Source organism: Acinetobacter sp. CY05 (genome assembly GCF_059515805.1).
The window spans coordinates 120182-135632 of record NZ_JCAKMW010000001.1; the positions used below are offsets into that span (position 1 = coordinate 120182).

Consider the following 15451-nt stretch of genomic DNA (forward strand, 5'->3'; position numbering starts at 1 on the left):
GAGCCTTTTTGTTATGATGCGCTTAAGACTTATAGATTGAGATAGGAAAGTAATGACGACCTTAAAGAACGATCGTTTTCTACGTGCCTTATTGCGTGAGCCAGTAGATACCACCCCTGTATGGATGATGCGCCAAGCGGGCCGTTATTTACCTGAGTATCGCGCCACCCGTGCTCAAGCAGGCGATTTCCTGTCTCTTTGCAAAAACAATGATTTTGCCTGTGAAGTCACCTTACAGCCGCTACGCCGTTATGATCTAGATGCTGCGATTTTGTTTTCTGATATTTTAACTGTGCCTGATGCTTTAGGTTTAGGTTTATATTTTGAAGCGGGTGAAGGACCAAAATTTCATAAAACCGTACGTACTGAACAAGACGTTGCCAACTTACCCGCTTTTAATGCCAAATCTGATTTAGATTATGTCATGAATGCGGTCAGCACGATTCGTTCAGCGCTCGGTGGCCAAGTTCCACTGATTGGTTTTTCAGGTAGTCCTTGGACCTTGGCGACCTATATGGTTGAAGGGGGTTCAAGCAAAGATTTTCGTTTTACCAAACAGATGATGTATGCACAGCCTGAAGTATTGCACGCTTTATTGGATCGTTTGGCTGTGGCAGTGACCGATTATTTAAATGCGCAAATTGATGCGGGTGCACAAGCGGTACAAATTTTTGATAGCTGGGGCGGAGCGCTTGCGCATCGTGAGTATTTAGAATTCTCACTGAACTATATGCAAAAAATTGTGGCCGGCTTACAACGTGAAAAAGAGGGCCGTAAAATTCCCGTGATTTTATTCACTAAAGGTGGTGGTCAGTGGTTAGAGCCAATGATTGCAACCGGTGCAGATGCCTTTGGTTTAGATTGGACAACCAACTTGCAAGTTGCCCGTCAAACTGTAGCAGGCCGTGCGGCACTCCAAGGTAACTTAGACCCTGCAACTTTATATGCCACACCACAAGCGATTGCTCAAGCGACTCGAGCGATGCTTGACGATGCTTATGCAGGTGGTGAAAAAACCGGGTATATCGCTAATTTAGGACATGGTATTACCCAGTGGGTGAATCCTGAGCATCCTAAAGCCTTTATTGATACCGTACATGAATATAGCGCTAAATATTTATAAGGTTGAGTTGTGCTGAATATTTTTAAATCCAGCATAGAATTCTCCTATAAGGCAGCTTCGGCTGCCTTATTTGGTATTTTATTGCTGCTTGCCTTTGCTTTAACGGCCTCTATGGGGAGTCAGGAATTTTATGGTTTATTCCGCTATGACTATCTGTTGATCTATGCATTGCTAATTCAAGCCTGTTTATTATATTTAAAGCTTGAATCTTGGGCTGAAGCCAAAGTGATTGCCTTATTTCATATCATGGCAATGATCATGGAGATCTTTTTAACCCATCCTGCGATTGCCTCGTGGCATTATCCACAGCCTGCAGTGTTTAAAATTTTAACCGTGCCGTTGTTTGCAGGTTTTATGTATTCGGCAGTGGGGAGTTTTTTTGCCCGATCCTTGCGTTTATATCAGGTGAGTGTCAGTCATCTACCTAGATTTAGTCATATGCTGATCTTGGCTGTGCTGTCTTATATGAATTTTATGACTAAGTTTTTTGTACCTGATATTCGCTATGCTTTATTTGCATGGAGTACATGGATGTTTTGGTCAACCAAGATTCGTTTTTCTCTGGCCGAGCATCAATTGACCCTACCTATATTACCCGTACTTTGGTTATTGGCTTTCTTAATTTGGATTGCTGAAAACATCAGTACCTTTTATCAAATTTGGTTGTATCCAAGCCAAGTGGATGCATGGCATATGGTTGGGTGGGGGAAACTTGGTTCTTGGTATTTACTCCTGTTGCTCAGTTTGGTCTTGGTACTCAAAATTTTAGGCCAACGCTCGGACAAGGGGACCTGGCAATTACATTAAGCGGGAAATTCCCGCTTTTTTTATCTTTTAAAAATAGAAGCTTATTAATTTTATGATTAAACTGAAAAGAAAAGTTTTGTATTTTAAAAATGATACGGCTATTTTAAAGATGTGTAGAATAATTTTTATACACAATAACTAAAAAACCATAAGAATTGCTGGAGATTTCCATATGTTAAAAAAAGTTGTTCTAGGATGTGTACTTGCTTTGGGTTCAATGACAGCATTTGCAGATAGTGATGCCGGTTGTGGTATTGGCTCTCAAGTCTGGGCAGGTCAATCAGGTAAAATTCCAAAAATTATGGCAGCCACCACCAATGGTATTTTCTTAAACCAATTGTTTGGTATTACCTTTGGTACGCTCGGTTGTAATGGCAATGGTACTGTGTCCGCTAAAGTGGTGACCTTTACCAATGAAAATTCAGAAAATCTAGCGCGTGATATGGCGGTGGGTGAAGGTGAGAACCTCAACGTTTTGGCAGAATTACTCAATATTAAAGCCCAAGATAAAGCGCATTTCTTTGCGGTCTCTAAAGCCAACTTTACAAAAATTTATGCCTCTGAAAACAGCTTAGAAGTTTTGGCATCTTTACAACATGTGATGGCTCAAGACGACGTACTTAAAGCTTACGTTTAACAGACTAGGCTCTGCCTTCGGGCAGAGCACTCCTTTGACTTATGATTAGAGCATCTTTATCAGTGCCACGCTTTCTGTGTTTTACCTTCGTATTAAGCTTAGTCCCGAGTATCAGCTTTGCACATAATAGCTATATCCAACAGGCTGAACGCTTGCAATTGCATCAACATCCTACTTGGCAACATTTGACCTATCAACAGTCTGGCCTTAGTGAGGTCAGCTATACAGGTTTCTTTTTAACGCCCAATGGACAAAAAAATCCTCAACAAGAATTAGCGGCCCATGTTGAAGCCTTATTTCAAAATGCTCTACCTGATCAAGCCATGCGTTGTCGTTTTCCCGCACGCAGCCAATGGTTAATTCAACAATTAAATATTGATCTACATGCTTTGCCTAAAGTGAGTTGTCCTAAACTAGAGGCTTGGTGGCAACAGATCCAGCCGCATCGGGCCACTTTAATTTATGCCACTGACTTTATGGGCAATCCGAGTTCGATGTTTGGGCATACTTTACTCAGGATTGATCCGGAGAAAAGCCAAGATTTAAGCCTGGTTTCTTATGCAGTGAATTATGCGGCTACGGTGGCAGGACAAAGTGATTGGTCATTTGCCCTCAAAGGACTAACTGGACAATACCCAGGGGAATATTCGATTTTACCCTACTACCGTAAGGTAAAAGAATATGGCGATTTTGAAAGTCGAGACTTATGGGAATATGAACTCAATTTAACACCTGAAGAAACCCAATTTATGGTGCAGCATTTATGGGAAATGCAAAATGTTTCTTTCCCGTATTATTTTATTTCAGATAACTGTGCTTATCGCTTATTGGGTCTGATTGACTTAGTCCGACCTGCATTAAACCTACAACAACAGTTTCAACGCATTGCCATTCCAGTTGAGACTTTAAAAACGATTCAAGCACATGGTTTGGTTAAAGATGTGGTTTATCGTCCAGCGTTAGAAACCCAATTAAATACGCAAGCGAAAGCACACGGACAAAAACTAGCACTGGTAGCGCAGCAACTCACGCAAAAACCTAGCGAAAAAATGGCAGAGTTCATACGCCACTATGATCCATTAGAACAAGCTAAAATTTTAGAAATGGCTTATGACGCTTTGTATCTGCAGCTCACCAGCCGAGAAGTCGCAGCGAGTGAGGCGCAACCCAAATTAAGACGTATTTTGAGTTTAAGAAGCTATTTAGAGGTAGAGAAACAACGTGATTTACCGATACAGCCACAGCTTGATCCAAGTCAAAGTCACCATGCTCAGAATATTCAATTAAAAGTAGGGCAGGTACAAGGTCAAGAGTTTGTTGAAATTTCGCATCGACAGGCTTATCACGATTTAATCGATCCGCAAGCTGGTTTTCGTTTGGGCACACAATTACAGGTGTTAGAGGGGGCAGTGCAATATCGTGATGATCGAATTAAACTCACTGAATTGAATCTATTGAGTGTTAATTCTTATAGTCCTATCACGGCATTTAAAAGTGATATTAGCTGGGGCTTTAATTTGGGCTGGCAACAAGAAGCGCTTGATCGGCATGGCAATTTTAGTGAGGATGATCAGCACGGGCTAGTGAATTTAAAAACCCAGTTAGGTTACAGCTGGTTGCTCGGCCGTGATCAACATTTATGCTATGGGCAATTACAAAATCAATTTCAGGCAGGTAAAGCATTAGACTTGGGCTGGCGCACTGGAATTGGTCCGACAGCAGGTTGTCAAAGTTTATGGTCGGATCAGATCAATAGTGTTGTGCAGGTCGAATTGCCATTTTGGGATGATGTTGATCAATGGCAAATGAAGGCCAAAACAGAGTTGCAATACGTGATTCAGCCTAATCAGACCCTACGTGTGGGTTATGAATATCAATTACAAGACCACAAAAATTGGGATCGTTTGAGTTTTAGCTTTGTACAGTATTTTTAATCCATGCTAGAAACTGCTGTTTTTGTGCTAAGTAGTCAGGATGCTGTTGAGCCATATCCCATTTTTGCTTAAAAATGGCTGCGGCTTGTGCCTTGATGGGATCTTCAGCTGAGCGAGGCAATTCTTCGCGTCCATGTGCACCGCTCAAGCCTTTTTTATCTACAGGCACAGGGCCCTTGTATTTTTTACCCCCTTTATGGTTGGCATAACGTCGCGCACGGGTATAGCCCATTTGTAGAAATTTACGTGCCATATCTGCGCCAATAAAATCATGTTGTTTTAAATAATCTAAAAAAAGTTGGTAAATTGTGTCACTGCTTAAAGTGGCTTTTGCAGGGTCAGCAAAGCGCCAATGCGGTAAAATTTCCGACTTATAGGGTTCAACCAACAACACCCCTTGTTCACCACGTCCAATACGATACAGTTCTGGACGCTCTCTAAAGTTAATTGTTTTGAAATCTAAACTATAGTCAAAACTATTCGAGTTTACGCGTGCTGCACGCCGTGGGACCTCTGCTGTTGTCTTGGGCATATGTACTCCTGATCGCAAATAAAGCCCCTGTAGAGGGGCTTTATCGTGGCTTATTTGTCTTTTTTAGCTTTGCTTGTGGTCGCTTTAGCCTTATTGGTGGTTTTGGCTTTGCTTGGCTTTTTAGTGCTTGCTGCCTTTTTGCTGACTTTAGCGTCAGTATCCGACTTCTTGGTTTTGGCTATTTTCTTAACTTCGGACTTTGTGTCTTTGGTCTCAGCTTTTTTAGCCGGTTTTTTGACTGTTTTGGCCTTTTTGGTTACTGCTTTGTCTTGATCTGCTTTACTGGTTTTGTTGGACTTTTTGACTTTGTCCTCAGTGGCTTTTTTGGCTTTTGCAGTCGAGGTTTTCTTTTCGGTTTTTTTTGCTGTTGCTGCCATGTGGATTCCATCCTGTGTAGATTGACCTCTTTAATGTAGGCTCAAAATTTGTTGCATAGGGCTGTAGTTATGTAGTGATATGTAGATTCGCTGTAAGAAGTTTAAATAAAAATTAAAAAATACAGATAAAATGAGTCTAGATTTTAAGCACGCATTGATATTTTCGCGAAGTTTTCATGGCTTAATGCAGGGAATGTATGTTGATTGGCATGAGGGTGGCTTGAATCGGATTCATGTGCATGATTGAACTGAAAAGACTTGCATTTAATCGCGATAGTGATCAGAAAAACTGAAAAAGCAAATTAAATGAGAGCACTTTTTTGTAAATGACTAATTTTTAGAAATCTAGAATTGTGTCTATTTATGCAGAAGATTATGATGGCGTTTTGTCAAATTTGACGGTTTCTCCCTCCATGCAAGCGCTTGTTCCATCAGACACAGTATTGGCTTGGCAAAGTATTTGTCAGCAGTATCAACACAACGAATTGAAGTTAGCCGCAGCGTTTATTGCTCGACATGTGGACTGTTTGGTACTGGCATTTTATGAACAAATGTTGTTGTTACCTAAAGCCGCAGAGTTTTTTGGCGATGATATCGTGCAAAAGCGCCTTAAGCAGACGCTGAAAAACTGGTTACTGGCAACCTTTCAAGTCCCTCTGCAAAATACATATCAAGCCGCAATTGAACAACAGCAAAAAGTGGGGCGTGTTCATGCACGGGTGGGTATTCCGTCATGGTTAATTATGCGAGGCGTACGTGAAATTTATGCCAATATTTTTCGAGTACAGGCAGAACATCCTACAGCCTATGATGCTCGTCTAAATAGTTACTTTATCCAAGTGATTGGTTTAACGACAGAAGTGATGTGTTGTTCTTATGAGGAAAATACGGTAGAGAAACACGAAAACAAACAAAGCTATCGGGCATTTTCTGCCATACAAGATGTAGCGATCCAAAAAGATCATCAGCGCAGCAGTCTACTTCATTGGGAAAATGATTTGATGTATCGGGTGTTTTCTCATCAAGATGTACGCCAGTATCCGGTTTTGTCTAAATCTGAATTTGGTTTATGGTTCATTCATAAAGCAGCTTATGCCTTTCAAGGTACGGCACAAGTCGATTTAATTTTACAGCGTATTCAAGATATAGATGATTTAAAAACGAAGCAACTCGATCAAGATCCCTTAGAAACTATTCAAGAGATTCGTCAGATTAACCGTGAAATTCAAAATTTGTTAGAACAGCTGTTTCAAATGGTGGATTATTTACAAGCGGGTAATGATCCTTTAACCCAATTAATGAGTCGGCGGTATTTAAATACCATTTTGGCCCGTGAAATTCATTTTTCTCGTCAAAATCATGCGGCATTGGCTTTACTTGCTCTTGATGCAGATTTCTTTAAACAGCTCAATGATCGTTATGGCCATGCCCAAGGTGACTTGGCGTTAAAAATGATCGCAGATACCTTAAGGCATTATACTCGTGGCAGTGACTATGCATTTCGTGTCGGCGGTGAAGAGTTTTTAGTATTACTGGTAGACACATCTTTTGCTCAGGCACAGATAATTGCAGAGAATATTCGTGCCCATATTGCAGCACAGCGACTGGCGCTCGCCAATGGTGAGAATGTACAACTAACAGTGAGCATTGGCTGCGTCAATTATGATGGACATCCTGATTATCAACGCTTATTAGATGCTGCCGATGCGGCCTTATATCAGGCCAAACAACAAGGTCGCAATCGAGTATATAGTCAGTTACTCTGTCACACCCCTGTGCCTGAGTTGGCATAATTATGTGTAAAGGGTAGATGCTATGCATCTACCACCACAAAGTATTTTTTGACTGTTTCGACCACTTCAAAGGTGCCTTTAAACCCCGGTGGAATGACACCTGCATCACCGGCTTTAATCTCTACCACACTTTGATTTTGATCGTGCAAGCGAACCACACCTTCTAAGACGTGAAAAAATTCTTGTTTATTTTCAGCGAAGACAATATGCCAAGCGCCCACTTCGCATTGCCAAATGCCAGCATTCATATTGGGATGTTCATATAAACTTTGGGTTAAACGCTGGGGATTATTTTTGACTAAACGATCAGGGCGTGGATAGTCGATGCTTGATTCACTTGTAGCAAGGCCTTGTCCGGCAATGTAAAGCTGTGTCATATATATTCATCCATAAAAAAGCCTCAAACATGTTGAGGCTGATTTGCTTAATAACTTTCTGGCACTGCAGATAAGAATTCACGACGCTCATCTTTATTGGTTTTAAAATCACCTGTAAAAGATACGGTTCGCGTAGTTGATTCTTGTTTGCCTACACCGCGCATCATCATACACATATGGGCGGAATCAATCACCACAGCAACACCGCGCGCACCTGTGACTTCTGCAACAGCTTCGGCAATTTGCTGGGTTAGGTTTTCTTGAATCTGTAAACGACGCGCAAACATTTCGGTAATGCGGGCAAATTTAGATAAGCCTAAAACGTTACCTTCTGGTAAATAAGCAATATGCACACGGCCATAAAATGGCAGTAAATGATGCTCACAGAGTGAATAAAATTCGATATTTTTCACTAACACCATTTCGCGGTTATCAGAAGGGAAGACTGCGTTATTGGTCACTTCTTCTAATGTTTTGCTATAACCAGACGTTAAATACGAAAAAGCTTTAGCAGCACGCACAGGTGTATCTTTAAGACCTGGGCGATCTAGATCTTCACCAACGGCAGTTAGGATATTTGCGTAGGATTGCTGCATAGACATAAGACGTGTTCACTTACACTGAGATTGAACAAGGCGGGCATTGTAACAGAAAACTATCAAAATGCCCGCCTTTGGGGAAAAATCCGATTACTGATTAAACTTTGGGTTTTTTTCTGTGCGTTTTAGTAACACTAATACCGCTCCAGTACCGCCTTGTTTTTCAGGCGCACTGACAAAAGCCAAAACATCACGGTGTTGGCGTAGCCAACCGTTAACATAAGTTTTTAAAATTGCATCTGGGCCTTTGCCGTGTACAATTTTAATCACGTTTTGGTTTTCGTCTTTGGCCATTTGAATAATTTGCAGCACAGCAACGCGTGCTTCTTCTACGGTACAACCATGTAGATCGACCGCTTCAAACCAACGTAAATTACCAGCTTTTAAATCCTCGAACACTCTATGCTGCAAAGTGGCAATACGATAGCTTAAATTGGATTGACTACCGACAGGATTCAAAGTGGCAACCGTATCTGAGAGCAAAGTCTCATCAGTTTCCATTGGCCCCATGGCTGCTGCCCGTTTTGCTAGAGTCTGCGCATCTAATTTTTTCTTGCTGATCACTGGCGTTTTGGCAGTATTGCTGGTTGCAAGTTTTTTTACACCACGCATTTCTTTGGCAAATAAAGCCATGTCTTCAGCTACAGGGTCAGCCACCTCAACCACTTTGGGTTCAGGTGCTTTGACCGCTGCATGCGGATTCGTAATCTGTTTCTTAAAAGCTTTCAGTAGGTTGTACTGGTCTTTAGACAGGGAAGAATCGTTATTACTCATAGGAGATCAATTAAATTGGTTGAGGCTGCCCAAATAATGCGTTAAAGGCATGATCAGGACGAGGCTGTTTCATAAAACTTTCGCCCACTAAAAAGGCGTGAATATCGTTGGCTTGCATCATCGCGACATCAGCAGGGGTGGCAATACCGCTTTCTGTCACCAACAAACGTGAGGGTTCAAGCAGCTTTTTCAAGCGTAACGAAGTATTGAGGTCAACGTCAAAGGTCTTTAAGTTACGGTTATTCACGCCAAGTAAACAACGCTCAGACAATTGTAAGGCACGCTCAAGTTCTGCTTCATCATGTACTTCAACCAATACATCTAAATGGTGTTCAAATGCGGTTTTTGACATTTCTTCTAACTGTTGGTCAGACAAACAGGCCACAATTAACAGAATACAATCAGCATGTAAAGCACGTGCTTCAATGACCCCATAAGGATCAATTAAAAAATCCTTACGCAGCGCAGGTAAGCTGCAATGTGTGCGTGCAATCTGGATATTTTCGTCGTTTCCTTGGAAAAAGTCTACATCTGTCAGTACAGATAAGCAGGCAGCACCCGCGGCTTCATACTGTTCGGCAATTTCTGCAGGATTAAAGTTTTCACGAATAATGCCTTTAGAGGGAGAGGCTTTTTTTATTTCAGCAATCACACCTGGACGTTTGCCTTGCAAGTTTTGCGCAAAACCGCGCACTGGGGTTGCCGCTTGTGCGAGTTGCTCGACATCATACAAACTTTTTTGTTTTAAGCGTGCTTTAAACTCATCATGTTTACGCTCAACAATTTTCCCTAAAATCGTGTTGGCAATCTCAATCATGGTCTACATCCTGTTAAACGTCGTATTCTTTTAAGGTTTTGCTAAATTCGGCTAAGATGCCCATTTTTTCGAGTGCCTGACCACCATAAATAATGTCATGCGCTAAGGCCACACCTTGTTTATAGTTGACGCATAAACCAGAGACATAAAGACCTGCACCGGCATTCAGCGCAACCATGTTGGCGGCTTTTTCGCCAATCGCTGATTTTTTCTTAGCGAGCGCATCTTTAATCAGTTTTAAGCTATCGGCTGGGCTTTCAATGCTTAAACCACTTAAAGTTTGTGATTCAATACCGACATCTTCCGGTTGAATGGTCCACTCAAAAATTTCACCGTCTTTGAGTTCTGCCACATAGGTTTTAGCGGCGAGGCTAATTTCGTCTAAACCATCATGTGAATGGACCACCATGACGTGCTCTGCACCTAAATGCATCAATACTTCTGCCATTGGACGACATAATTCTTGCGAGAACACCCCAATCACAAAACGTTTGACTCCAGCAGGATTGGTGAGCGGGCCGAGTAAGTTAAAAATACTACGGAAGCCTAACTCTTTACGTGGACCAGCAGCATATTTCATGGCTTGATGGTGATTGGGTGCAAATAAAAACCCCACGCCCATTTCACGAATGCAGCGCTCAGTTTGTTGCATATTTAAATCAAGCTGAATGCCTGCTTGTTCAAGTAAATCTGAAGAACCTGATTTACCTGATACACCGCGACCACCGTGTTTAGCAATGGTGGCACCTGCGGCAGCAATCACAAAACTTGAAGCAGTAGACACATTAAATAAGTTTTGACCGTCACCGCCTGTGCCGACAATATCGACTAAATAGTCAAGATCAGATACATCAATTTTAATCGCAAACTCACGCATCACCCGCGCAGCAGCGGTAATTTCTTCGATACTTTCGCCTTTTAAGCGTAAACCCATCATAAAGGCGCCAATTTGTGCATCGCTGGCTTCGCCAGACATGATGCTACGCATGACATCTTGCATTTGTGCATCAGTTAAATGGATGTTTTTAGTAATATTACTTAAGGCTTGTTGAATATTCATAGTGCGCTCAATCAATTTGCATAATTTTCAAGGAAGTTTTTAAAGATTTGATGGCCATGATCACTTAAGATGGATTCTGGGTGGAACTGCACGCCTTCTACCGGCAATGTCTTATGTTTAACGCCCATAATTTCTTCCATGGAGCCATCTGCTTCATTGGTCCAGCAAGTCACCTCCAAACACTCAGGCAAAGTCGCTTGATCAATCACCAAGGAGTGATAACGCGTTGCTGAGAAAGGCGAGGGTAAATTGCTGAAAATTCCAGTATCGGTATGGTACATATCCGATAAACGACCATGCATCACGCGTTTGGCACGCACAATATTGCCGCCAAAGGCTTGTCCAATACTTTGATGGCCTAAGCACACCCCAAGCACGGGAATCTTGCCAGCAAAATGTTGAATGGCAGGAATTGAAATGCCGGCTTCACTCGGTGAACATGGTCCTGGCCCAATGACCAAATACTTCGGTTGCCATCGCTCGATATCTTCCAACGTCACGGCATCATTACGGACTACTTTTACTTCTTGGTTTAACTCGCCAAAATATTGCACGATGTTATAAGTAAAGGAGTCATAGTTGTCGATCATTAAAAGCATGAGCTTAACCTATTGAAAAATTATGCACTTAACTGTGCGAAGTTGTCCTAATATAGAGTTCATCTCAAGAATCAACCAAAATGATTGGGTGAAAAATAAGACGATTGGCATCATAACAAAAAATCTACATTTTCTGCTGAACTATTTCGAGCTCATCCGCATTTTACTGAACTTGAAGCTTTAAAAAGCGCCTTAACCGACTTGATTACAGCTCAGCACACAACCAAGTGATCACTCAAAGCCAAGGCATGCTTCAAATCAAGGCAACACAATGAACTTTGTAGTGCAGTTAATCAATATTTGTTAAGTCGCCTAAGCGAATCAAGAATTAAAAATGCACCTAGATTGTGCTGAATTAAATCTGGTTTTAGCATCTGAAAAAGCTATTAAAAAGTAAAAGAGATTGTTTTTTTCTTATATAAAACAAAGATAAAATTTAACTAATTTTCTAAAATCATGCGCTTATATAAAAACAATTGTTGATGTTTTAAACAATTAAGACCAATTGATGATAAAAAACTTTCCCAATTTGAATCTATCCTTAATAAATCTAAAAATACAGGCTATTTTTTGCTCGAAAAATGTACGGAAGTTGCTGAGTTTTGCAGGTTAATGCACTATTATAGAGCATGTGTTGGTTGTTTTATAAGAATTGCGCCCAAGCATGTTTGAATATGGTGCATTTCCCTGTCTACACAGTATAATAGCGGCAAAGTAATTGGCTTAAATCGCGTATCCTGGCAAAGATTTCAACGTTTTAGCATGGCTTTTAAAAGTTGGTATGGGAATTGCTTTACAACAGCCAACTACTAACACGCACGGTTGAGTGCAACAAAAAATCATCGGAGCAAAATGAGCATGGCGAACAAGGTCCTTCAACTCATCGAAGAAAGTGGCGCAAAATGGGTCGATTTCCGCTTTACGGATACTAAGGGTAAAGAGCAACATGTCACTTACCCAGCAGACAGTATTGACGAAGATACTTTCGAAGACGGTAAAATGTTTGACGGTTCGTCAATCGCTGGCTGGAAAGGCATTGAAGCATCAGACATGATTTTACGTCCAGATGCAGAAACAGGTTTTATCGACCCGTTCTTTGCAGAACCTACAGTTGTTGTGACGTGTGATGTCATTGAACCTTCAACTGGTCAAGGTTATGAACGTGACCCTCGCTCGATTGCTCGTCGTGCTGAAGAATACCTAAAATCTACAGGTATCGGTGATACTGCATTCTTCGGTCCAGAACCGGAATTCTTCGTATTTGACGAAGTAAAATGGGACATCGATATGTCTGGCGCGCGCCATACATTAATCGCTGAAGAAGCTGCTTGGTCAACGGGTAAAGACTACGAAGCGGGTAACTCAGGTCACCGTCCACGTGTGAAAGGCGGTTACTTCCCAGTACCACCAGTAGATTCTTCACAAGATATGCGCGCTGATATGTGTGCAAAAATTGAAGAAATCATGGGTCCTGGTCGCGTTGAAGTTCATCACCACGAAGTTGCATCTTGTCAGCTTGAGATTGGTGTAAGCTTTAACACCATGGTTCGTAAAGCGGACGAAGTTCAACAGTTTAAATATGCGGTGTGGAACGTTGCACACCAGTATGCAAAAACTGCAACCTTTATGCCGAAGCCAATGGTAGGTGATAACGGTTCTGGTATGCACGTGCATATGTCAATTTCTAAAGACGGCAAAAACTTGTTCGCAGGTGATGAATATGCGGGTCTTTCAGAAATGGCGCTTTACTTCATTGGCGGTATTATTAAACATGCACGTTCATTAAATGCAATTACTAACCCGTCTACGAATTCGTACAAGCGTTTAGTACCGCATTATGAAGCACCGATTATGTTGGCTTACTCAGCACGTAACCGTTCTGCATCGATCCGTATTCCTTACGTATCTAGCCCGAAAGGCAAGCGTATTGAAGCACGTTTCCCTGATCCAATGATGAACCCGTACTTAGGTTTCGCGGCATTGTTAATGGCGGGTATCGACGGTATTCAAAACAAGATTCACCCAGGTGAAGCTGCAGACAAAAACTTATACGATCTTCCACCGGAAGAAGAAGCGAAAATCCCAACAGTGGCACATAGCCTAGATATGGCATTAGAAGCACTTCAAGCGGATCACGATTACCTGCTTAAAGGTGGTGTATTCACCAAAGAAATGCTAGATGCTTATATCGAACTTAAAACTGAAGAAGTGCGTCGTTTGAATACCACTACGCATCCAGTTGAATTTGATATGTACTACAGCTTGTAATTCTTTAGAATTAAAAGTGAAAAAAACCCGCGCTTGTCGCGGGTTTTTTGTATATTTACTTTAAGATCAAATGATTTCACCAGAATTGAAGCGTTATGGCAAAACCACGTAAAAAACATACCGGCTTTTTCCCATGGAATGATCCACAAGATCATGACAAGGGATTTAAACTTAATTTTTCAGAAGTGACCTATTTGGAACTAGGGCGTACGCTTGAAGGTTATAAACAGGCGCAATTTGTCGAGCTTAAAAACCCTGAACTGGCTTTAGATTTTGACTATCCTCAAGAATTTTATTTAAGTGCAGAAGGTTTTATTTTAATTAAAACACCGCAAGGTCAATTTAAAGTGATTGCTAAAACTGATACAGCCTAATGTCCAAACTACCAATACCTGCCGAGCTTCAGGCTTGGCTTTATGCAGAAGGTTCTTTAACCCAGCAGCTCACCCAACTGGGGCGAGGGCAGTTTCGGGTGCAACCGTTACATGAGCATTTTGCGCGTTTGAGCTTTGTGGACGCCAAATGGTTGCAGATGCCGTATCAGCATACGGCATGGGTACGAGAAGCCTATTTATATGGCTCAGATGCGCAGCCTTGGGTCAAAGCCAAAAGTATTTTTCCCATTTTAAGCTTGCAAAAAAAAGCGCGTATTTTTCGACATATTGGTAAAAAACCCATTGGTTGGTACTTATTTCAAAGAACCACACCTCAATGTGAGCGCCGTGTCTTGTGGCTTGAAGATGGTTGGACACGTCAGAGCTGCTATACTTGGCATGGGTGTAAATTTATCGTACAAGAGAGTTTTTTACCCGCTTTTTATGACTTTATTCAAAAGCAGTAGGCGAAATCAATATGGCAATGGTACACGCAACCACTTGGCGCGAGCGAATTGGCGCTTATTATTATTTATGTCGTTTTGATAAACCGATTGGCACCGAATTGGTGTTTTGGCCAATGATGTGGGCGCTGTGGATTGCTAATCAAGGTACACCGAGCTTAAATATCCTTATTCCCATGATATTAGGCACCATTTTTATGCGTGCCGCAGGGTGTGCCATTAATGACTTTGCTGATCGTAAAGTTGATGGTGCGGTAGAGCGAACAAAAACACGGCCTTTGGCTACAGGCGTGATTCGCGCGCGTGAAGCGATTTATGTGTTTTTAGGCTTGGTACTTGCGAGTGCGTTGATGCTACTGTTTTTACCCATTGAAACCTTTTATTGGTCATTTGGGGCATTGGCTTTAGCTTTTGTTTATCCCTTTATGAAGCGTTACACCCATTTGCCACAAGTGGTATTGGGCGCAGCATTTTCATGGGCGATTCCGATGTCTTATACTGCAGTGGGACAAACCCCTGATTTAACGTGTTGGTTACTGTATTTTGGTAATTTGGCATGGACTGTAGCCTATGATACTCAATATGCTATTACTGACCGTGAATATGATTTAAAGATTGGGGTGAAATCTACCGCAATTTTGTTTGGACGTTATGACATCCAAATCATTGCTTTACTACAAGCACTGGCACTCAGTTTATTTAGCAGCGCTCTATATTTAGAAAACTTACTCATGCCATTTGGCTTAGTTGCGCTCTTGGTGATTGCGGCTGATTTTATTTACCAATGGACAAAAACGAAAGATAAACGACCAGGGATGTGCTTTTGGGCATTCAGGCACAATCGCTGGGTTGGACTGATATTCTTTTTAGGTATTTTCTTGAGTCTGATTTAATTTTAAAAAGCATCCTAGTCAGA

Annotated in this window: 17 protein-coding genes; 9 read left to right on the forward strand and 8 right to left on the reverse strand. The window is 41.6% G+C overall.

What is annotated here, in order from left to right:
• Positions 1–52: 52 nt before the first annotated feature.
• The 4 genes from hemE (at position 53) to AC5YCD_RS00620 (ending at position 4501) form a co-directional block, all read left to right on the forward strand.
• Positions 53–1123 (forward strand): uroporphyrinogen decarboxylase, encoded by a 1071-nt coding sequence (hemE, locus tag AC5YCD_RS00605; protein WP_496128189.1) that lies wholly within the window; start codon positions 53–55, stop codon positions 1121–1123.
• Between the two features lie 9 nt (positions 1124–1132).
• Complete coding sequence (locus AC5YCD_RS00610; RefSeq protein ID WP_496128190.1) at positions 1133–1930, forward strand: DUF817 family protein; 798 nt, start codon at positions 1133–1135, stop codon at positions 1928–1930.
• A gap of 172 nt (positions 1931–2102) precedes the next feature.
• Positions 2103–2567, forward strand: a complete 465-nt coding sequence (locus tag AC5YCD_RS00615) for a DUF3015 family protein (RefSeq protein ID WP_496128191.1) — start codon at positions 2103–2105, stop codon at positions 2565–2567.
• A 41-nt stretch (positions 2568–2608) separates the two neighbouring features.
• Entirely contained in the window at positions 2609–4501 is a 1893-nt protein-coding gene (locus tag AC5YCD_RS00620) for an Lnb N-terminal periplasmic domain-containing protein (RefSeq protein WP_496128192.1), read from the forward strand.
• Here AC5YCD_RS00620 and AC5YCD_RS00625 read toward each other — a convergent pair.
• Together AC5YCD_RS00625 and AC5YCD_RS00630 are read right to left on the reverse strand one after the other, a co-directional pair.
• A complete protein-coding gene (locus AC5YCD_RS00625) occupies positions 4479–5033 on the reverse strand; it encodes a DUF4385 domain-containing protein (protein ID WP_496128193.1) in 555 nt (184 codons plus the stop codon). The genes AC5YCD_RS00620 and AC5YCD_RS00625 overlap by 23 nt on opposite strands.
• Before the next feature lie 50 nt (positions 5034–5083).
• Entirely contained in the window at positions 5084–5410 is a 327-nt protein-coding gene (locus AC5YCD_RS00630) for a hypothetical protein (protein ID WP_496128194.1), read from the reverse strand.
• Between the two features lie 413 nt (positions 5411–5823).
• Between AC5YCD_RS00630 and AC5YCD_RS00635 the strand changes: the two genes are divergently transcribed.
• Positions 5824–7203 carry a GGDEF domain-containing protein gene (locus tag AC5YCD_RS00635; protein WP_496128195.1) on the forward strand — a complete coding sequence of 460 codons (1380 nt, stop codon included), beginning with the start codon at positions 5824–5826 and terminating at the stop codon, positions 7201–7203.
• A gap of 20 nt (positions 7204–7223) precedes the next feature.
• On the opposite strand, the gene AC5YCD_RS00640 is transcribed toward AC5YCD_RS00635, so the two are convergent.
• From AC5YCD_RS00640 to AC5YCD_RS00665, 6 genes are all read right to left on the reverse strand, one after another.
• Positions 7224–7580 carry a cupin domain-containing protein gene (locus tag AC5YCD_RS00640; protein WP_496128196.1) on the reverse strand — a complete coding sequence of 119 codons (357 nt, stop codon included), beginning with the start codon at positions 7578–7580 and terminating at the stop codon, positions 7224–7226.
• Positions 7581–7627: 47 nt separating this feature from the next.
• Entirely contained in the window at positions 7628–8176 is a 549-nt protein-coding gene (folE, locus tag AC5YCD_RS00645) for a GTP cyclohydrolase I FolE (RefSeq protein WP_171525750.1), read from the reverse strand.
• Positions 8177–8269: 93 nt separating this feature from the next.
• A complete protein-coding gene (locus AC5YCD_RS00650) occupies positions 8270–8953 on the reverse strand; it encodes a Smr/MutS family protein (RefSeq protein WP_496128197.1) in 684 nt (227 codons plus the stop codon).
• A gap of 10 nt (positions 8954–8963) precedes the next feature.
• Positions 8964–9770, reverse strand: a complete 807-nt coding sequence (trpC, locus tag AC5YCD_RS00655; protein ID WP_496128198.1) for an indole-3-glycerol phosphate synthase TrpC — start codon at positions 9768–9770, stop codon at positions 8964–8966.
• Between the two features lie 13 nt (positions 9771–9783).
• Complete coding sequence (gene trpD / locus AC5YCD_RS00660) at positions 9784–10830, reverse strand: anthranilate phosphoribosyltransferase (protein ID WP_496128199.1); 1047 nt, start codon at positions 10828–10830, stop codon at positions 9784–9786.
• 11 nt (positions 10831–10841) lie between these two features.
• Positions 10842–11429 carry an anthranilate synthase component II gene (locus AC5YCD_RS00665; RefSeq protein WP_496128200.1) on the reverse strand — a complete coding sequence of 196 codons (588 nt, stop codon included), beginning with the start codon at positions 11427–11429 and terminating at the stop codon, positions 10842–10844.
• An 852-nt stretch (positions 11430–12281) separates the two neighbouring features.
• On the opposite strand from AC5YCD_RS00665, the gene glnA reads away from it, so the two are divergent.
• The 4 genes from glnA to ubiA all read left to right on the forward strand — a co-directional run bounded on the left by glnA (position 12282) and on the right by ubiA (position 15428).
• Entirely contained in the window at positions 12282–13697 is a 1416-nt protein-coding gene (gene glnA, locus AC5YCD_RS00670; protein ID WP_496128201.1) for a type I glutamate--ammonia ligase, read from the forward strand.
• Between the two features lie 95 nt (positions 13698–13792).
• On the forward strand, positions 13793–14071 hold the full coding sequence (locus AC5YCD_RS00675; protein WP_496128202.1) for a hypothetical protein: 279 nt from the start codon (positions 13793–13795) through the stop codon (positions 14069–14071).
• On the forward strand, positions 14071–14538 hold the full coding sequence (locus tag AC5YCD_RS00680; RefSeq protein ID WP_496128203.1) for a chorismate--pyruvate lyase family protein: 468 nt from the start codon (positions 14071–14073) through the stop codon (positions 14536–14538). The genes AC5YCD_RS00675 and AC5YCD_RS00680 overlap by 1 nt, the downstream gene beginning before the upstream one ends.
• An 11-nt stretch (positions 14539–14549) precedes the next feature.
• Complete coding sequence (ubiA, locus tag AC5YCD_RS00685; protein WP_496128204.1) at positions 14550–15428, forward strand: 4-hydroxybenzoate octaprenyltransferase; 879 nt, start codon at positions 14550–14552, stop codon at positions 15426–15428.
• Positions 15429–15451 lie beyond the last annotated feature (23 nt).